This window comes from Streptomyces sp. NPDC042100 (assembly GCF_055582325.1).
The window spans coordinates 121,945-140,651 of record NZ_JBVJDK010000016.1 but is presented as its reverse complement, the minus strand read 5'-3'; the positions used below and the strand labels follow the sequence as shown (position 1 = coordinate 140,651).

Below are 18,707 nucleotides of genomic sequence, written 5' to 3'. Positions count from 1 at the left end.
GGCAGTAGTACCGCCCCCGCGGTATCGGCCCGCCGTTCCCCCGCCTCACCGGTGGGGGAGCCGGCGGGCTTCCGCGTGTCCGGGGACCCTCGCGCGCGCGGTACGGAACGGGCGCGGCGCCGCCGCCCCGTCCCGGTCGCCCCGGATGGCCGGATCCCGACGCCCGCTCAGCGCCCGCTCCACCGCCTCGTCCAGCGACAGCGCCCGCCCCTCGCGGAACGCCAGCCCGTAGCCCGCCCCGCCCAGCGCCTCGCCCGCCTGCCGCTCGCACAGCGCCCTCGGCCCGTTGAAGTGGCCCGAGCCGAACAGCGGCAGCCCCACCGAGTCCCACAGCCGGGTCGCCGCGCCCTGCAGCACCGCCGCCTCCCGCGCGTCCCCCTCGCCCGCCGTCACCAGCGCGAGCAGCTCGAACGCGAGGACCAGCCCCACCAGGTCGTGGAAGGCGTGGTCGATGGCGACGCACTCGGCCAGCAGCTCCCGCGCCCGCGCGTGCCCGCCCTCGGTCAGCGCCGCGTACGCCAGCACGTAGAGCGCGTAGGCCCGGGTCCACCGCTCGCCCCGCTCCTCGCAGATCTCCCGGACCTCCGCGCACAGCGCGACCGCCCCCTCCAGGTCGCCCTGGAAGGCCCGCGCCATCGCCAGCTCGACCTGCCCCATCAGCACGTTGCTGTTCAGCTCGCCCAGCTCCCGGTAGGACTCCAGGGCCCGCCCGATCAGCTCCTCCGCCCGGGGCATGTCGTCCGACAGCAGCGCCAGGCACCCCAGCCGGTGCGTCGCGTACGCCGCCGCCAGCGCGTTGCCCGCCGCCCCGGCCCGCGCCCCGCACTCGTGCAGCGCCGCCACCGCCGCCGTCGGATCCCCCTGCAGGACCGCCACGTACCCCAGCACCCACAGCGCCTTCAGCCGAGCGTCCTCCTGCTCCGCCGGGACCGGGCCCGCGCCGAGCGCCCGGTCCAGCCAGTGCCGGCCCTCCGACAGGCGCCCGCACCCGGCCCAGTAGAACCAGAGGGTCCCCGCCAGGTGCTGCGCGAGCGGCACGTCCTCCGGGGACTCCAGGCACAGCTCCAGCGCCGCCCGCAGATTCGGCAGCGCCACGTCCGTGACCGCCGCCACCTCCGCCTGCCGCGGGCTGAACCACTCCAGCTCGCACCAGGTGGCGAGCCCCATGTACCAGTCCCGGTGCCGCCGGCGCATCCGCTCGGCGTCGCCCAGCGAGGTCAGCCACTCGGCCCCGTACGCGGCGACCGTGGCCAGCATCCGGTAGCGCGGCCCGGCCGCCGACTCCTCCCGCGCCACCAGCGACTGCGCCAGCAGCTCCCCGAGCACGTCCAGGACCCGCTCCACGGGCAGCCCGGCGCCGGAGCACACGTACTCCACCGCCTCCAGGTCGAAGGGGCCCGCGAAGACCGACAGGCGCGCCCACAGCAGCCGCTCCTCCGGCGTGCACAGCTCGTGGCTCCAGCCGATCGCCGTGCGCAGCGTCCGGTGCCGGGGCAGCGCCCCGCGCCGCCCGCCGTCCAGCAGCCGGAAGCGGTCGTCCAGCCGCTGGAGCACCTGCTCCACCGAGAGCAGCGGCAGCCGTCCGGCGGCCAGCTCCAGCGCGAGCGGGATCCCGTCCAGCCGCCGGCACAGCTCCCGCACCGGCTCCGGGTCGGCCGGCGCCCACCGGCCCAGCGCCTCCGCCGCCCGCTCGGCGAGCAGCGCCGCCGCGTCGGCCCCGTCCATCGGGGCCAGCGCGAACACGGCCTCGCCGTCCACCCGGAGCGGGCGGCGGCCCACCGCGAGCACCGTCAGCCCCGGGCAGCGCAGCAGCAGCTCCCGCAGCAGCTCCGCGCAGGCGTCGACCAGGTGCTCGAAGCCGTCGACCACGAGCAGCAGCCGCAGCTCCGCCAGGTGCTCGGCCAGCGCCTCGCGCGGCTCGCGCAGGGTGTGGTCGGTCAGGCCGAGCGCCTCGACCAGGGCGTGGGCGACCAGCGCGGGGTCGCGCGGCCCGGCCGGCCCGGTCTGCCCAGACAGCCCAGACAGCCCAGACAGCCCGGAGAAGCCGGAGAGCATGGACAGCTCGGCGAGCCGGACACCGTCGGCGTAGCGTTTCTGCAGAGCCGCGGCGGTGCGCAGGGCCAGCCGTGTCTTGCCGACCCCGCCGACCCCGACGACCGTGACCAGGCGGAACTCCTCGATGAGGCGGGCCAGTTCGTCCTGTTCGGCGGCCCGGCCCACGAACCGGTTGAGCTCGGCAGGGAGATTGCTCCGTCGCATGGGACACGGAGCGTACTCATCCGCGCGCGCTCCGTACAATCGGACCGGCGCAACTCCCCTCCCGCGCGCGGTAATGGGGTGCGGCGGGAGAGCTCCGGCGCGATAGGGTCGGAGGTCTGAGGTACACAGGCCCGACGTCCGTCGGAAGCCGATGACGAGAGCGACAGCAGAGAGCGGTGCGGAGTGACCGGTGGTGAGGTTGCCGGGATCCTGGTGGCCGTGTTCTGGGCGATCCTGGTCTCCTTCCTCGCCGTGGTGCTGGTGAGGCTGGCGCAGACGCTCAAGGCCACCACCAAGCTGGTGGCGGACGTGACCGAGCAGGCCGTCCCGCTGCTGGCCGACGCCTCCGCGACCGTGCGCTCCGCGCAGACCCAGCTCGACCGGGTCGACGCCATCGCCTCGGACGTCCAGGAGGTCACCTCCAACGCCTCGGCGCTGTCCACCACCGTCGCCTCCACCTTCGGCGGCCCCCTGGTCAAGGTCGCGGCCTTCGGCTACGGGGTGCGCCGGGCGCTGGGGCGCGACCGGCAGCAGGCCGCGCCGCCCGCCGAGGACCGGCGTACTGTCATCGTCGGTCGTACCGTGCCCTCCGCGAGGCGCCGGAAGCAGAAGGGCTGAGCAGGATGTTCCGCCGTACGTTCTGGTTCACCGCCGGCGCGGCAGCCGGTGTCTGGGCCACCGCCAAGGTCAACCGCAAGCTCAAGCAGCTGACCCCCGAGAGCCTCGCCGCCCAGGCGGCCGACAAGGCGGTCGAGACCGGCCACCGCCTCAAGGACTTCGCCCTCGACGTGAGGGCGGGGATGCTCCAGCGGGAGGCCGAGCTCGGCTCGGCCCTCGGCCTGGACGCCCCGGCGGACCAGGACCCCGGCCCTGAGCTGCCGGCGCCGCGCCGCAGGGCCGCGCTCGGACCGCGCACGGACCCTGGCACCACCACCCCGTATTCGTTTTCGTACAACCGGAATGAGGACCACTGATGGAGTCGGCTGAAATCCGCCGCCGCTGGCTGAGCTTCTTCGAGGAGCGCGGTCACACCGTCGTCCCTTCGGCGTCGCTCATCGCGGACGACCCGACTCTGCTGCTCGTCCCCGCAGGCATGGTGCCGTTCAAGCCCTACTTCCTGGGTGAGGTCAAGCCGCCCTTCACGCGCGCCTCCAGCGTGCAGAAGTGCGTGCGCACGCCGGACATCGAGGAGGTCGGCAAGACCACCCGGCACGGCACCTTCTTCCAGATGTGCGGCAACTTCTCCTTCGGCGACTACTTCAAGGAAGGCGCCATCAAGCTCGCCTGGGAGCTGCTGACCACCCCGGTGGAGCACGGCGGCTACGGGCTGGAGCCGGAGAAGCTCTGGATCACGGTCTACCAGGAGGACGACGAGGCCGAGCAGATCTGGCGCGACGTCGTCGGCGTCCCGGCCGAGCGCATCCAGCGCCTCGGCAAGAAGGACAACTACTGGTCCATGGGCGTCCCCGGCCCCTGCGGCCCCTGCTCCGAGATCAACTACGACCGCGGCCCCGAGTTCGGCGTCGAGGGCGGCCCGGCCGTCAACGACGAGCGGTACGTGGAGATCTGGAACCTGGTCTTCATGCAGTACGAGCGCGGCGAGGGCTCGGGCAAGGACGACTTCCCGATCCTCGGCGAGCTCCCCTCGAAGAACATCGACACGGGCCTCGGCCTGGAGCGCCTGGCGATGATCCTCCAGGGCGTCCAGAACATGTACGAGACGGACACCCTCCAGGTCGTCATCGACAAGGCCACCGCCCTCACCGGCGTCGCCTACGGCAAGGCCCAGGACAGCGACGTGTCGCTGCGCGTGGTCGCCGACCACATGCGCACCTCCGTGATGCTCATCGGCGACGGCGTCACCCCGGGCAACGAGGGCCGCGGCTACGTGCTGCGCCGCATCATGCGCCGCGCCGTGCGCAACATGCGGCTGCTCGGCGCCACCGGCCCGGTCGTGCAAGAGCTCGTCGACACCGTGATCGACACCATGGGCGAGCAGTACCCGGAGCTGGTCACCGACCGCAAGCGCATCGAGACCGTCGCGCTCGCCGAGGAGGCCGCGTTCCTCAAGGCCCTCAAGGGCGGCACGAACATCCTCGACACCGCGGTCACCGAGACCAAGGCCGCCGGCGGCTCCGTGCTCGCGGGCGAGAAGGCGTTCCTGCTCCACGACACCTGGGGCTTCCCGATCGACCTCACCCTGGAGATGGCCGCCGAGCAGGGCCTCTCCGTGGACGAGGACGGCTTCCGCCGCCTGATGAAGGAGCAGCGGGACCGCGCCAAGGCCGACGCCAAGGCCAAGAAGACCGGCCACGCCGACATGACGGCGTACCGGGAGATCGCCGACGGCAACGGCGCCACCCAGTTCACCGGCTACACCAACACCGAGGGCGAGACCACCGTCGTCGGCCTGCTGGTCAACGGCGTCTCCTCGCCGGCCGCCTCCGAGGGCGACGAGGTGGAGGTCGTCCTCGACCGCACCCCGTTCTACGCGGAGGGCGGCGGCCAGATCGCCGACCAGGGCCGGATCAAGCTGCACAGCGGCGCGGTCATCGAGGTCCGCGACGTGCAGCAGCCGGTGCCGGGTGTCTCCGTGCACAAGGGCTCCGTGCAGGTCGGCGAGGTGACCGTGGGCGCCACCGCCTACGCCACCATCGACGTGAAGCGCCGCCGGGCCATCGCCCGCGCCCACTCGGCCACCCACCTCACCCACCAGGCGCTGCGTGACGCGCTCGGCCCGACCGCCGCCCAGGCCGGTTCGGAGAACCAGCCCGGCCGCTTCCGCTTCGACTTCGGTTCGCCGAACGCCGTGCCCGGCACCGTCCTCACCGACGTCGAGCAGAAGATCAACGAGGTGCTCTCGCGCGAGCTGGAGGTGCACGCCGAGGTCATGCCGATCGACGAGGCCAAGCGCCAGGGCGCCATCGCCGAGTTCGGCGAGAAGTACGGCGAGCAGGTCCGCGTCGTCACCATCGGCGACTTCTCCAAGGAGCTGTGCGGCGGCACCCACGTCGGCAACACCGCCCAGCTGGGGCTGGTGAAGCTGCTCGGCGAGTCCTCCATCGGCTCGGGCGTGCGCCGCATCGAGGCCCTGGTCGGCGTCGACGCGTACAACTTCCTCGCCCGTGAGCACACGGTCGTCGCCCAGCTCCAGGAGCTGGTCAAGGGCCGCCCGGAGGAGCTGCCGGAGAAGATCTCCACCATGCTCGGCAAGCTGAAGGACGCCGAGAAGGAGATCGAGAAGTTCCGCGCGGAGAAGGTCCTGCAGGCCGCCGCCGGTCTGGTCGACTCCGCCAAGGACGTGCGCGGCGTGGCCCTGGTCACCGGCCAGGTCCCGGACGGCACCGGCGCCGACGACCTGCGCAAGCTGGTCCTCGACGTGCGGGGCCGCATCTCCGCCGACCGCCCGGCCGTCGTGGCGCTGTTCACCACCGCCAACGGCAAGCCGCTGACGGTGATCGCCACCAACGAGGCCGCCCGCGAGCGCGGTCTCAAGGCCGGCGAGCTGGTCCGCACCGCGGCCAAGACCCTCGGCGGCGGCGGTGGCGGCAAGCCGGACGTCGCCCAGGGCGGCGGTCAGAACCCGGCGGCCGTCGGCGAGGCCATCGAGGCCGTCGAGCGTCTCGTGGTGGAGACCGCGTGACGATGCGTCGCGGACGCCGGATCGCGGTGGACGTCGGGGACGCCCGGATCGGGGTCGCCTCGTGCGACCCCGACGGGGTCCTCGCCACGCCGGTGGAGACCGTGCCGGGACGTGACGTCCCGGCCGCCCACCGGCGGCTGCGCCAGATCGTCGAGGAGTACGAGCCGATCGAGGTCGTCGTGGGCCTGCCCCGCTCGCTCAGCGGGCGGGAGGGTCCGGCCGCGACCAAGGTCAGGGCCTTCGCCGGGGAGATGGCCAAGGGCATCGCCCCGGTGCCGGTCCGGCTGGTCGACGAGCGGATGACCACGGTGACGGCGACCCAGGGGCTGCGGGCCTCCGGGGTGAAGTCCAAGAAGGGGCGGTCCGTCATCGACCAGGCCGCCGCTGTGATCATCCTGCAGAACGCTCTTGAGTCCGAACGGGTATCAGGTAATCCGCCCGGCGAGGGCGTCGAAGTGGTCATCTGATCGCGATACGGTAACGTTCCGCGCGATGCGGCGGTGTTCGAACAGCTGCCGCACTACGTAGAGGCGGATCGTCCGGAAGCCTCGCGGCTGTTTGGGGATCGATGACTGAGTATGGCCGGAGCCCGGGCTCCGAACCGTGGCACCCCACGGACCCGCTGTACGGGGACCAGGGGTGGGAAGGCCAGCAGCAGTACCCGCATCAGGCGCAGCAGCAGTACGGACAGCACCAGGCGCATCCCGGTCATCAGGGATACCCGGAGCAGCAGGATCCGTACGGCCAGACCTATGGCCACGGCGCCTACCAGCAGCCGCACCAGGCGCAGCAGCCGCAGCACCCCGAGCAGCCGCAGCACCCCCAGCAGCAGTATCCGCAGGGCTACGGCGAACAGCAGTACGGGAACCCGGGCGGGTATGACACGCCCGGGTATCCCGCACAGCAGTACGACGGCACCTGGGAGACCGGGCAGGCGGCGATGCCGTACAACGCCGCGCCCGCCGATCCCTACGGCGGCCAGCAGCCGGACCTCTACGGCACCCCCGAGGCCTACCCGCCGCCGCAGCCCCCCGGCCGGCGCCAGGTCCCGCCCCAGCAGCCGGTCACGGACTGGGAGGCGGAGGCGGCGCGCGAGCCGGAGGAGTCGCACCCCTTCTTCACCGGCGAGGACGCCGCACCGGACGGGACGCCGCCCGCGAGACCCGGCGGACGCCGCGGCAGACGGGGCCGTACGGACGACGGCGCCGCCGAGGCGTACGCCGGTGACGAGCAGGTCGCGCGCGACGAGCGCGACGGTCACGGCGACCACGACGGCTACGAAGACGGCCACGAGGACGAGTACGACGACGAGCCCGCGGGCCGTCGCTCCGGGCGCCGGGGCGGCGGCAAGGGCAAGGGCAAGAAGGGCCGCAAGGCCAAGAACGGCATGGCCTGCCTGGTCGTGGCGCTCGTCATCGGCGGCGGCGTCGGCGGCATCGGCTACTTCGGCTACCAGTTCTGGCAGGGCCAGTTCGGCGCGGCGCCCGACTACGTCGGCGAGGGCAGCGGCGATGTCCAGATCGTGATCCCGGACGAAGCCGGCGGCTACGAGATCGGCAACATCCTCAAGAAGGCCGGCGTGGTCAAGAGCGTCGACGCCTTCGTCTCGGCCCAGCAGAAGAACCCCAAGGGCATCTCCATCCAGGCCGGCGCCTACACCCTGCGCAAGGGGATGTCGTCGGAGAGTGCCGTCGCGCTGATGCTCAGCCCGGCGAGCAAGGCCAACTTCGTCATCCCCGAGGGCCGCCGCAACTCCTGGGTCTACGCCGAGCTCGACAAGCGCCTCGAACTCAAGCCCGGCACCACGAAGGAGACCGCCTTCAAGCAGGCGGGCTCGCTCGGCCTGCCCGACTGGGCGAAGAACCACCCCGACGTCAAGGACCCGCTGGAGGGCTTCCTCTTCCCGGCGAGCTACCCGGTGGCCAAGGGCAGCAAGCCCGAGGACGTGCTGCGGAAGATGGTCGGCCGGGCCAACTCGGAGTACCTGAAGCTGGACCTGGAGGCGAAGTCGCGCGAGCTCGGGCTGAAGGGCCCGTGGGAGCTGGTCACGGTCTCGAGCATGATCCAGGCCGAGGGCAAGACGCACGACGACTTCACCAAGATGGCCGAGGTCATCTACAACCGTCTCTCGCCGGACAACAAGGAGACCTTCCAGCTCCTCCAGTTCGACTCGACGTACAACTACCTGATGGGCCAGAGCAAGATCAAGATCACCCGGAACGAGGTCAAGACCAATCCGGACCCGTACAACACGTACAAGCACCGGGGTCTGACGCCGGGACCGATCGGCAACCCGGGTCTGGAGGCGGTGACCGCCGCGCTCCACCCGACGAAGGACGGCTGGATGTACTTCGTCGCCACGGACGGCATGAACAAGACCGAGTTCGCCAAGACGCTCGCCGAGCACGACCGGCTCGTCGAGAAGTTCAACGCAGGGACCTGAGATGACCCTCCGACGACGGGCGGCCGTGCTCGGCTCGCCCATCGCCCACTCGCTCTCCCCGGTGCTGCACCGGGCCGCCTACCGGGAGCTCGGCCTCGACGACTGGTCCTACGGCCGCTTCGAGGTGGACGAGGCCGCGCTGCCCGGGTTCGTGGCGGAGCTCGACGGTTCCTGGGCGGGGCTCTCGCTCACCATGCCGCTCAAGCGGGCGGTCATGCCGCTGCTCGACGAGGTCACCGAGGCGGCGGCCTCGGTCGAGGCGGTGAACACGGTCGTGTTCACCGAGGACGGGCGGCGGGTCGGCGACAACACCGACATCCCGGGGATCGTCGCCGCGCTGCGCGAGCGGGGTGTGGAGAAGGTGGACTCGGCCGCGATCCTGGGCGCCGGGGCCACCGCCTCCTCGGCGCTGGCCGCCCTGGCCCTGATCTGCGCGGGGCCGGTCACCGCGTACGTGCGCAGCGAGGCGCGCGCGGCGGAGATGCGCGGCTGGGGCGAGCGGCTCGGCGTCGACGTGCGCACGGCCGCCTGGGAGGACGCGGCCGGTGCCTTCGCGGCGCCGCTGGTCGTCGCCACCACCCCGGCCGGGACCACGGACGCCCTCGTGGCGCACGTGCCCGAGGCGCCGGGCACCCTCTTCGACGTGCTGTACGACCCGTGGCCCACCCGGATCGCGGCGGCCTGGGCGGAGCGCGGCGGCAAGGTGGTCGGGGGGCTCGACCTGCTGGTCCACCAGGCGGTGCTCCAGGTCGAGCAGATGACCGGCCGGGTGCCCGGACCGCTGGCCGCGATGCGTGCGGCGGGGGAACGGGCACTCGCTGAGCGCTGAGCGCTGAGCGCTGAGCGCTGAGCGCTGAGCGATGAGCCGGGGACCGGGACCGGGACCGGGACCGGGACGGGGATGAGGACCGGGACCGCGACCGGTATGGGGCTGAACGGGGGAACGGGGGAGTGAGCATGGCGGCGGACGTCCTGCTCGCGTCCAGGTGGGACGCGGGCTGGGATCTCGTGGATCTGGCGGCCGGGCTGTTCCGGGTCGGGATCGGGTCACTGCCCGCGCCGGTCCGGTACCCGGTCCTCGCGCTCGGCGGCGCGTTCCTCCTGTACTGCGTGGTGACCCGGTGGCGGGCCCGGCGGAGTGCGCCGGGGGAGCTGGCCGAAACCCCACCCGACACCTGACAGATGCGTTCCGACCTGTGGACCGGCGATCGATCAGCCGCCGGGACGTGGGAGGATCAGGGGAGGCGGACCAGGGCCGCGCACCCAGGTCGCGCCGGAGCAGAGCCCAGGCGCGAGCATGAGGAGCATCGTTGAGCAGGCTGCGTTGGCTGACGGCGGGGGAGTCCCACGGACCCGCGCTGGTTGCAACCCTCGAAGGACTTCCCGCAGGCGTTCCGGTCACCACGGAGCTGGTGGCCGACCACCTCGCGCGCCGCCGCCTCGGCTACGGCCGCGGTGCCCGGATGAAGTTCGAGCAGGACGAGGTCACCTTCCTCGGCGGCGTCCGCCACGGCCTCTCCCTCGGCTCGCCGGTCGCCGTCATGGTCGGCAACACCGAGTGGCCCAAGTGGGAGAAGGTCATGTCGGCGGACCCCGTCGACCCCGCGGAGCTCAAGGAGACGGGCCGCAACGCGCCCCTGACCCGGCCCCGCCCCGGCCACGCCGACCTCGCCGGCATGCAGAAGTACGGCTTCGACGAGGCCCGCCCGATCCTGGAGCGCGCCAGCGCCCGCGAGACCGCCGCCCGCGTCGCCCTCGGCGCCGTCGCCCGCTCCTTCCTGAAGGCCGCGGCCGGCATCGAGATCGTCTCCCACGTGGTGGAGCTCGCCGCCGCCAAGGCCCCCTACGGCGTCTACCCGACCCCCGCCGACGTCGAGAAGCTCGACGCCGACCCGGTGCGCTGCCTCGACGCCGACGCGTCGAAGGCGATGGTGGCCGAGATCGACCAGGCCCACAAGGACGGCGACACCCTCGGCGGCGTCGTCGAGGTCCTGGCCTACGGCGTGCCCGTCGGCCTCGGCTCGCACGTGCACTGGGACCGGCGCCTCGACGCCCGGCTCGCCGCCGCGCTCATGGGCATCCAGGCCATCAAGGGCGTCGAGGTCGGCGACGGCTTCGACCTCGCCCGGGTGCCCGGCTCCCAGGCCCACGACGAGATCGTCAAGGGCCCCGACGGCATCACCCGCGCCAGCGGCCGGGCCGGCGGCACCGAGGGCGGCCTGAGCACCGGCGAGCTGCTGCGCGTGCGCGCCGCGATGAAGCCCATCGCGACCGTGCCCCGCGCCCTCGCCACCGTGGACGTCGCCACCGGCGAGGTCGCCGCGGCCCACCACCAGCGCTCCGACGTCTGCGCCGTCCCGGCCGCCGGCATCGTGGCCGAGGCCATGGTCGCGCTCGTGCTCGCCGACGCGGTGCTGGAGAAGTTCGGCGGCGACAGCGTCCCCGAGACCCGTCGCAACGTCCAGTCCTACCTCGACAACCTGCAGATCCGGTGACCGGCGGCCCGCTGGTCGTCCTCGTCGGCCCGATGGGCTCCGGCAAGTCCACGGTGGGCGCGCTCCTCGCCGCCCGCCTGGGCGCCGCCTACCGGGACACCGACGCGGACATCGTGGCCGCCGAGGGCCGCGAGATCTCCGACATCTTCGTCGAGGACGGCGAGGAGCACTTCCGCGCCCTCGAACGGGCCGCCGTGCGCACCGCCGTCACCGAGCACCGGGGCGTCCTCGCGCTCGGCGGCGGCGCCGTGCTCGACCCCGGCACCCGGGAGCTGCTCGCCGGGCTGCCCGTCGCGTACCTCTCGATGGACGTCGAGGAGGCGGTCCGCCGCGTCGGGCTCGGCGCCGCCCGGCCGCTGCTCGCCGTCAACCCGCGCCGCCAGTGGCGCGAGCTGATGGACGCCCGCCGCCACCTGTACGAAGAAGTCGCGAGCGCCGTCGTCGCCACCGACGAGCGCACGCCCGAAGAGGTCGCCGAGGCGATCCTCGACGCACTGGAGTTGAAGGACGTATGACGGACCAGGAAGTGACCCGTATCCAGGTCGGCGGCTCGGCGGGCACCGATCCGTACGAGGTGCTGGTCGGCCGGCGGCTGCTCGGCGAGCTCCCCGCCCTGATCGGCCCCGGCGCCAAGCGGGTGGCCGTGATCCACCCCGAGGCGCTCGCCGAGACCGGCGAGGCGCTCCGCGCCGACCTCGCCGACCAGGGGTACGAGGCCGTCGCCATCCAGGTGCCCAACGCCGAGGAGGCCAAGACCGCCGAGGTCGCCGCCTACTGCTGGAAGGCGCTCGGCCAGACCGGCTTCACCCGCAGCGACATCATCGTCGGCGTCGGCGGCGGCGCCACCACCGACCTGGCCGGCTTCGTCGCCGCGACCTGGCTGCGGGGCGTGCGCTGGATCGCCGTGCCGACCACCGTGCTCGCGATGGTCGACGCGGCCGTGGGCGGCAAGACCGGCATCAACACCGCCGAGGGCAAGAACCTCGTCGGCTCCTTCCACCCGCCGGCCGGCGTGCTGTGCGACCTGGCGGCGCTGGACTCGCTGCCGGTGCACGACTACGTCAGCGGCCTCGCCGAGATCATCAAGGCCGGCTTCATCGCCGACCCGGTCATCCTCGACCTGATCGAGGGCGACCCGGAGGCCGCCCGCACCCCCGCCGGGCCGCACACCGCCGAGCTCATCGTGCGCTCGATCCAGGTGAAGGCCGAGGTCGTCTCCGGCGACCTCAAGGAGGCCGGGCGCCGCGAGATCCTCAACTACGGGCACACCCTGGCGCACGCCATCGAGAAGAACGAGCGGTACAAGTGGCGGCACGGCGCCGCCGTCTCCGTCGGCATGGTCTTCGCCGCCGAGCTGGGCCGCCTGGCCGGCCGCCTCGACGACGCCACCGCCGACCGGCACCGCGCCGTCCTGGAGTCCGTCGGACTGCCCCTGACCTACCGAGGCGACCAGTGGCCCAAGCTGCTGGAGACCATGAAGGTCGACAAGAAGTCCCGCGGCGACCTGCTGCGGTTCATCGTGCTCGACGGCATCGGCAAGCCGACGGTCCTGGAGGGCCCCGACCCGGCCGTCCTGATCGCGGCCTACGGCGAGGTGTCCGCGTGAGCGAGCCCCGCCGGGTCCTCGTGCTCAACGGCCCGAACCTCGGAAGGCTCGGCTCCCGCGAGCCCGACATCTACGGAGCCACCTCCTACAAGGGGCTCGTCGACTCCTGCCGGACCCTCGGCGAGGAGCTCGGCTTCGACGTCGAGGTGCGCGAGACCAACGACGAGGGCGAGATGATCCGCTGGCTGCACGAGGCCGCGGACGGCTCGCTCCCCGTCGTGCTCAACCCCGGGGCCTTCACGCACTACTCGTACGGCATGCGCGACGCCGCCGCCCAGCGCACGGCGCCGCTCATCGAGGTGCACATCTCCAACCCGTACACCCGTGAGGAGTTCCGGCACACCTCGGTCGTGGCCGCCGTGGCCTCCGGCACCATCGCGGGCTTCGGGATCGGCTCCTACCTGCTCGCCCTGCGCGCGCTCGCCGCGGAGCAGGCCGCCTGACCGCCGCGCGGTGCCCGCTCGCGGGCACCCCTGACCGCCCCCGGTCGTTTCCCCTCGGGAAGCCGGGGGCGGTAACGTTCCGGCAACAGTGGAAGCAGCAGGCGTACGGGACGGAGTGGGCACCGGGATGCAGCACGGCATGGGGGCTCCGTCGCCACCGCACCGACCCGCCGGCCCCGCGGCCTGGGCGCACGGCCCCCAGGCCCACGCGCCCGGCGCCGCCCACGGCGCGCCGCCCCCCGTCCCGCCCGCCCCTCCACAGCAGCCCTACCCCTACCCGGCCCCGCAGGGCGCGCCGCCGCCCGGACCGCCGCAGGGCCCACCGCCCGCGCCCGGCTGGACCGGCGCCCCCGGCACGGTCCACAGGGCGATGCCGCCCGCCGTGGCCGGCACCGCCACCGCCACCCTCGCCGTGCTGCTCATCGGCCCGGCCGGCGCGGGCAAGACCACCGTCGCCCGCCACTGGGCACGCCGCCGCCCCGTCCCCACGGCCCACATCAGCCTCGACGACGTGCGCGAATGGGTCTGCTCCGGCTTCGCCGACCCGCAGGCGGGCTGGAACGAGCACTCCGAGGCGCAGTACCGGCTCGCCCGCCGCACCTGCGGCTTCGCCGCCCGCAACTTCCTGGCCAACGGCATCTCCTGCATCCTCGACGACGCCGTCTTCCCCGACTGGCCCGTCGTCGGCCTCGGCGGCTGGAAGCGGCACGTCGGCCCCGGACTGCTCCCCGTCGTCCTGCTGCCCGGCCTCGACGTCGTCCTGGAGCGCAACGCGGAGCGCAGCGGCAACCGGCGCCTGTCGGACGAGGAGGTCGCCGCCATCCACGGCCGGATGGCCGGCTGGTACGGCTCCGGCCTGCCGATCATCGACAACTCCACGCACGACGTCGAGACCACCGCCCGGGTCCTCGACGAGGTCCTGGCCCGCGCGCTCGCGGGGCCCCCGGCCGGCTGACGGCCGGGCCGGGGCCCGCCGTGCCGCCGCGTCCGGCCCCGCCCGGTCGGACCCGCTGAACAGGCCGGGGTGCGCGGGCGCTCGTACGCTCGGAACATGTCAGAGGTGTATGCGGACCGACGGGTGCGACTGCGCGACCGGTGCGCGGCGGCGGGCAGCCCGGCGGCGCTGGTGTCCCGCCCCGCCAACGTCCGGTATCTCACCGGCGGTTCGCCCGCCGGGGCCGTGCTGCTGCTCGGCCCCGAGGAGGACGTGCTGCTCTGCCCGACCGCCCCGGGCGCCGACCCGGCGGACGGGCGGCTCGACGAGCTGCTCCGCCAGCAGCCGCTGACCGGCGGCGGCGGTGATCCGGCGGTCGCCGCGGCCGACATCGCCCGCCGGGCCGGCGCGGAGGCCCTGGCCGTAGAGGAGCACCACCTGACCGTCGCCCGGCACCGGGCGATGGGCTCGGTCGCGCCCTCGCTGCGCCTGGCGGACCTGGCGGGCGCCGTGGAGCAGCTGCGGATCGTCAAGGACGAGGACGAGATCGCCTGTCTGCGGATCGCCGCCGAGATCGCCGACCAGGCCCTCGGAGAACTGCTGGAGTCGATCCTGGTCGGCAGGACCGAGCGGCACCTCGCCCTGGAGCTGGAGCGGCGGCTGGTCGACCACGGCGCCGACGGCCCCGCCTTCCCCACCTCCGTGGCCACCGGGCCGCACTCCGGGCGGGGCGGGCACCGGCCCACCGACCGGCGGGTGGAGGAGGGCGATTTCCTCTCGGTCTGCCTGGGTGCGAACTACCGCGGCTACCGCTGCGAGATCGGCCGCACCTTCGTGATCGGGACCACTCCGGCCGACTGGCAGATCGAGCTGTACGACCTCGTCTTCGCCGCTCAGCGGGCCGGGCGGGAGGCGCTCCTGCCCGGTGCGGAGTACCGCGACATCGACCGCGCGGCCCGCCAGATTCTGCTCGCCGGGGGCCACACGGACGCCTGCGCACCGCTCACCGGGCACGGGGTGGGCCTGGAAATCGACGAGGACCCGCAGCTCGCACCCGCGGCCATGGGTAAACTGGACGCTTGTGTGCCGGTCACCGTCGAACCGGGGGTCCACCTCCCGGGCCGGGGCGGGGTCCGGATCGATGACACGCTCGTCGTACGCCAGGAGGCGGACGGCGGACCCGAGCTACTCACCATCACGACCAAGGAGCTGCTCGCGCTGTAGGGCGCGTACGCCTCCTCGGTCCACGTCAGTCCAGGAGATTCCGCAACCGTGGCTTCCACGAACGACCTCAAGAACGGCATGGTGCTCAAGCTCGACGGGGGCCAGCTCTGGTCCGTCGTCGAGTTCCAGCACGTCAAGCCCGGCAAGGGCCCGGCCTTCGTGCGCACCAAGCTCAAGAACGTGCTCTCCGGCAAGGTCGTCGACAAGACCTTCAACGCCGGTGTGAAGGTCGAGACGGCCACCATCGACCGCCGCGACATGCAGTTCTCGTACATGGACGGCGACTACTTCGTCTTCATGGACATGGACACGTACGACCAGCTCATGGTCGACCGCAAGGCCGTCGGCGACGCCGCCAACTTCCTCATCGAGGGCTTCACCGCCTCGGTCGCGCAGCACGAGGGCTCGGTGCTCTACGTCGAGCTCCCGGCCGCCGTCGTCCTGACGATCGAGCACACCGACCCGGGCGTCCAGGGCGACCGCTCCACCGGCGGCACCAAGCCGGCGAAGCTGGAGACCGGTCACGAGATCCAGGTCCCGCTCTTCGTCACCACCGGCGAGAAGGTCAAGGTCGACACGCGCACCAGCGACTACCTCGGCCGGGTGAACGACTAACCGTGGCCGCCCGGAGCAAGGCCCGCAGGCGGGCCTTCCAGATCCTGTTCGAGGCCGACCAGCGCGGCACCTCGGTCCAGGAGGTCCTCGCGGACCAGGTCCGGCTCGCCCGGTCGGACGAGCACCAGCCGCCGGTCAACGAGTTCACCATGCAGCTCGTCGAGGGCTACTCCTCGCACATCGACCGCATCGACGACCTCATCGCGACCTACGCGGTCGACTGGGACCTCGACCGGATGCCCGCCGCCGACCGGAACATCGTGCGCCTCGGCGCGTACGAGCTGATCTGGGAGGACGGCACGCCGGACGCGGTCGCGATCGACGAGGCCGTGCAGCTCGCCAAGGAGTTCTCCACGGACGAGTCGCCGACCTTCGTCAACGGGCTGCTGGGCCGCTTCAAGGACCTGAAGCCGCGCCTGCGCCGGGACGCGGACGCCTAGTCCCCGCCCGACGCCCGCCCGTACGTACGGCGCTCGAAGGGGCCCGCAGCACTCGTGCTGCGGGCCCCTTCGCCGTGTCCGGGAGCCGCGCCCGGGGAGCGGCGCCTCCGTGCCCTCTGGGGGCGCGCACACGAAAGCGCCGGGCCCCTGGGAGTCGAAGCGACTCCCAGGGGCCCGGCGGCACGTTTCTGCGCGGGTGCGGGGCACCCGACCCCGTGAGGGGTCAGTTGTCCTCGTGGGCGACGGCGCGGCGCGCGTCCGCGTCCAGCACGCCCCAGCTGATCAGCTGCTCGGTGAGGACCGAGGGGGACTGGTCGTAGATGACGGCCAGGGTGCGCAGGTCGTCCTGGCGGATCGACAGCACCTTGCCGTTGTAGTCGCCGCGCTGCGACTGGATGGTCGCCGCGTAGCGCTGGAGGGGGCCGGCCTTCTCGGCGGGGACGTGGGCGAGCCGCTCCAGGTCCAGGACCAGCTTCGGCGGCGGCTCGGCGGCTCCGCCCGGCGTGGTGCCCGGCAGCAGCTCCTGCACCGGGACCCCGTAGAAGTCCGCCAGCTCGGCCAGACGCTGCACGGTCACGGCGCGGTCGCCGCGCTCGTACGAACCGACCACGACCGCCTTCCAGCGGCCCTGGGACTTCTCCTCCACACCGTGAAGGGAAAGGCCCTGCTGGGTGCGGATCGCACGGAGTTTGGCCCCGAGCTGCTTTGCGTATTCGCTGGACATAACGCTCCCGGACGCTGTGACGATTGCGGCGGCGCCGCGCGGCTGGTAACTCACTGTGAGGTTACGCAGCGTGACACTCTCCCGTCAAGCCGAATGGTCCATACCGCCCCCTCCCGGGGGGCGGCGCCCGGAGTGGCGCGAGGGTGGTGAGCAGGGCACCCGTCCGCCCCTGGTAAGGTGGATGGCGCAAATCCGACGTCCTTTAAGATCCGTCCCGTGAGGCGGAGAAGGAGGTCCGTTTCATATGGACGCACAGCAGCACGCACAGCAGCAGACCGATGCCCGGCCCGTCCTCGAGGCCGCGGACATCGAGCGGGTCCTGACCCGCATCGCCCACGAGATCGTCGAGCGCGCCAAGGGCGCCGACGACGTGGTCCTCCTCGGCATCCCGACCCGCGGCGTCTTCCTCGCCCGCCGGCTCGCCGAGAAGCTCGAATCGGTCACCGGCGCCAAGGTCCCGGTCGGTTCCCTCGACATCACGATGTACCGCGACGACCTGCGGCTGAAGCCGGCGCGCGCCCTCGGCCGCACCGACATCCCGGGCGACGGCATCGACGGCCGCCTCGTCATCCTCGTCGACGACGTCCTCTTCTCCGGCCGCACCATCCGCGCCGCCCTCGACGCCCTCGGCGACATCGGCCGCCCGCGCGCCGTACAGCTCGCCGTCCTCGTCGACCGAGGCCACCGCGAGCTCCCGATCCGCGCCGACTACGTCGGCAAGAACCTCCCCACGTCGCTGCGGGAGACGGTCAAGGTCCAGCTCGCCGAGGAGGACGGTCGCGACACCGTGCTGCTCGGCGGCAAGCCCGCCTCCTAGCCGGACCGGCCCCCGACGGGTCCGGGGCACAGCCCTGCGCACCCGTATGCCCTCATCCTCCCCACCCCGGAGAGAAACCCCGATGATGCGTCACCTCATCTCGGCCGCCGACCTCACCCGCGACGACGCCGTCCTCATCCTCGACACCGCCGAGGAGATGGCCCGGGTAGCCGACCGGCCGATCAAGAAGCTGCCGACCCTGCGTGGCCGGACGATCTGCAACCTCTTCTTCGAGGACTCCACCCGTACCCGGATCTCCTTCGAGGCCGCCGAGAAGCGCCTCTCCGCCGATGTGATCAACTTCGCGGCCAAGGGCTCCAGCGTCTCCAAGGGCGAGTCCCTCAAGGACACGGCGCAGACCCTGGAGGCGATGGGCGTCGACGCCGTCGTCATCCGGCACAGCGCCTCCGGCGCCCCGTACCGCCTGGCCACCTCCGGCTGGATCGACGCCCCCGTCATCAACGCGGGCGACGGCACCCACCAGCACCCCACCCAGGCCCTGCTGGACGCCTTCACCATGCGCCGCCGCCTGATCGGCCGCGACGCCGGGCTCGGCAAGGACCTCGACGGCAAGCGGATCACCCTCGTCGGCGACGTCCTGCACAGCCGGGTCGCCCGCTCCAACGTGGACCTGCTGCACACCCTCGGCGCCCAGGTCACCCTGGTGGCCCCGCCCACCCTGGTCCCCGTCGGCGTCGGGACCTGGCCCTGCGAGGTCTCGTACGACCTCGACAGCGTGCTGCCGAAGTCCGACGCGGTGATGATGCTGCGCGTGCAGCGCGAGCGGATGAACGCCGCCTTCTTCCCGACCGAGCGTGAATACTCGCGCCGCTACGGCCTGGACGGCGAGCGGATGGCGAAGATGCCCGAGCACGCCATCGTCATGCACCCCGGCCCCATGGTCCGGGGCATGGAGATCACCGCCGAGGTCGCCGACTCCGACCGCTGCACGGTCGTCGAGCAGGTCGCCAACGGCGTCTCCATCCGCATGGCCGTGCTCTACCTGCTGCTCGGCGGCTACGAGCCCGCCGCCCCCGCCACCCCCCGCACCGAGGAGAACTGAA

Annotated in this window: 19 protein-coding genes; 17 read left to right on the top strand and 2 right to left on the bottom strand. The window is 72.9% G+C overall.

The genetic code is table 11. The features are described from left to right. Positions 1-45: 45 nt before the first annotated feature. Positions 46-2,259 carry an ATP-binding protein gene (locus ACZ6J5_RS30565; RefSeq protein ID WP_469396866.1) on the bottom strand — a complete coding sequence of 738 codons (2,214 nt, stop codon included), beginning with the start codon at positions 2,257-2,259 and terminating at the stop codon, positions 46-48. A 183-nt stretch (positions 2,260-2,442) separates the two neighbouring features. On the opposite strand from ACZ6J5_RS30565, the gene ACZ6J5_RS30560 reads away from it, so the two are divergent. From ACZ6J5_RS30560 to nusB, 15 genes are all read left to right on the top strand, one after another. Next, complete coding sequence (locus ACZ6J5_RS30560) at positions 2,443-2,877, top strand: DUF948 domain-containing protein (protein ID WP_469396864.1); 435 nt, start codon at positions 2,443-2,445, stop codon at positions 2,875-2,877. Positions 2,878-2,882: 5 nt separating this feature from the next. Further along, the gene (locus ACZ6J5_RS30555) at positions 2,883-3,233 is read left to right on the top strand and encodes a hypothetical protein (RefSeq protein ID WP_469396863.1); all 351 of its coding nucleotides are present in this window, start codon (positions 2,883-2,885) and stop codon (positions 3,231-3,233) included. Next, positions 3,233-5,902 (top strand): alanine--tRNA ligase, encoded by a 2,670-nt coding sequence (gene alaS, locus ACZ6J5_RS30550; RefSeq protein ID WP_469396861.1) that lies wholly within the window; start codon positions 3,233-3,235, stop codon positions 5,900-5,902. Before ACZ6J5_RS30555 ends, alaS begins: the two co-directional genes overlap by 1 nt. A 2-nt stretch (positions 5,903-5,904) precedes the next feature. Beyond that, positions 5,905-6,369 (top strand): Holliday junction resolvase RuvX, encoded by a 465-nt coding sequence (gene ruvX, locus ACZ6J5_RS30545; RefSeq protein ID WP_351667440.1) that lies wholly within the window; start codon positions 5,905-5,907, stop codon positions 6,367-6,369. A gap of 101 nt (positions 6,370-6,470) precedes the next feature. Continuing rightward, entirely contained in the window at positions 6,471-8,345 is a 1,875-nt protein-coding gene (gene mltG / locus ACZ6J5_RS30540; protein WP_469396859.1) for an endolytic transglycosylase MltG, read from the top strand. Between the two features lies 1 nt (position 8,346). Beyond that, complete coding sequence (locus ACZ6J5_RS30535) at positions 8,347-9,174, top strand: shikimate dehydrogenase (protein WP_469396858.1); 828 nt, start codon at positions 8,347-8,349, stop codon at positions 9,172-9,174. Positions 9,175-9,302: 128 nt separating this feature from the next. Beyond that, positions 9,303-9,524 carry a hypothetical protein gene (locus ACZ6J5_RS30530; protein ID WP_469396857.1) on the top strand — a complete coding sequence of 74 codons (222 nt, stop codon included), beginning with the start codon at positions 9,303-9,305 and terminating at the stop codon, positions 9,522-9,524. Between the two features lie 131 nt (positions 9,525-9,655). Next, positions 9,656-10,840, top strand: coding sequence for a chorismate synthase (gene aroC, locus ACZ6J5_RS30525; protein WP_469396855.1), 1,185 nt, complete (start codon positions 9,656-9,658; stop codon positions 10,838-10,840). Beyond that, the gene (locus ACZ6J5_RS30520) at positions 10,837-11,355 is read left to right on the top strand and encodes a shikimate kinase (protein WP_469396853.1); all 519 of its coding nucleotides are present in this window, start codon (positions 10,837-10,839) and stop codon (positions 11,353-11,355) included. The genes aroC and ACZ6J5_RS30520 overlap by 4 nt, the downstream gene beginning before the upstream one ends. Next, the gene (gene aroB, locus ACZ6J5_RS30515) at positions 11,352-12,446 is read left to right on the top strand and encodes a 3-dehydroquinate synthase (RefSeq protein ID WP_469396852.1); all 1,095 of its coding nucleotides are present in this window, start codon (positions 11,352-11,354) and stop codon (positions 12,444-12,446) included. The genes ACZ6J5_RS30520 and aroB overlap by 4 nt, the downstream gene beginning before the upstream one ends. Beyond that, positions 12,443-12,889 (top strand): type II 3-dehydroquinate dehydratase, encoded by a 447-nt coding sequence (aroQ, locus tag ACZ6J5_RS30510; protein WP_362469038.1) that lies wholly within the window; start codon positions 12,443-12,445, stop codon positions 12,887-12,889. Before aroB ends, aroQ begins: the two co-directional genes overlap by 4 nt. A 127-nt stretch (positions 12,890-13,016) precedes the next feature. After that, complete coding sequence (locus tag ACZ6J5_RS30505; RefSeq protein ID WP_469396849.1) at positions 13,017-13,844, top strand: AAA family ATPase; 828 nt, start codon at positions 13,017-13,019, stop codon at positions 13,842-13,844. 96 nt (positions 13,845-13,940) lie between these two features. Next, entirely contained in the window at positions 13,941-15,047 is a 1,107-nt protein-coding gene (locus tag ACZ6J5_RS30500) for an aminopeptidase P family protein (protein WP_469396847.1), read from the top strand. Between the two features lie 48 nt (positions 15,048-15,095). Then, positions 15,096-15,662 carry an elongation factor P gene (gene efp / locus ACZ6J5_RS30495; RefSeq protein ID WP_469396845.1) on the top strand — a complete coding sequence of 189 codons (567 nt, stop codon included), beginning with the start codon at positions 15,096-15,098 and terminating at the stop codon, positions 15,660-15,662. Between the two features lie 2 nt (positions 15,663-15,664). Next, positions 15,665-16,102 carry a transcription antitermination factor NusB gene (gene nusB / locus ACZ6J5_RS30490; protein WP_469396843.1) on the top strand — a complete coding sequence of 146 codons (438 nt, stop codon included), beginning with the start codon at positions 15,665-15,667 and terminating at the stop codon, positions 16,100-16,102. A 223-nt stretch (positions 16,103-16,325) separates the two neighbouring features. Here nusB and bldD read toward each other — a convergent pair whose 3' ends face one another. Continuing rightward, entirely contained in the window at positions 16,326-16,826 is a 501-nt protein-coding gene (gene bldD, locus ACZ6J5_RS30485; protein WP_046907471.1) for a transcriptional regulator BldD, read from the bottom strand. Positions 16,827-17,070: 244 nt separating this feature from the next. Between bldD and pyrR the strand changes: the two genes are divergently transcribed. Together pyrR and ACZ6J5_RS30475 are read left to right on the top strand one after the other, a co-directional pair. Next, on the top strand, positions 17,071-17,643 hold the full coding sequence (gene pyrR / locus ACZ6J5_RS30480) for a bifunctional pyr operon transcriptional regulator/uracil phosphoribosyltransferase PyrR (protein ID WP_469396841.1): 573 nt from the start codon (positions 17,071-17,073) through the stop codon (positions 17,641-17,643). 82 nt (positions 17,644-17,725) lie between these two features. Continuing rightward, positions 17,726-18,706: an aspartate carbamoyltransferase catalytic subunit gene (locus ACZ6J5_RS30475; protein ID WP_469396840.1), complete on the top strand. Its 981-nt coding sequence runs from the start codon at positions 17,726-17,728 to the stop codon at positions 18,704-18,706. Position 18,707: the final 1 nt, after the last annotated feature.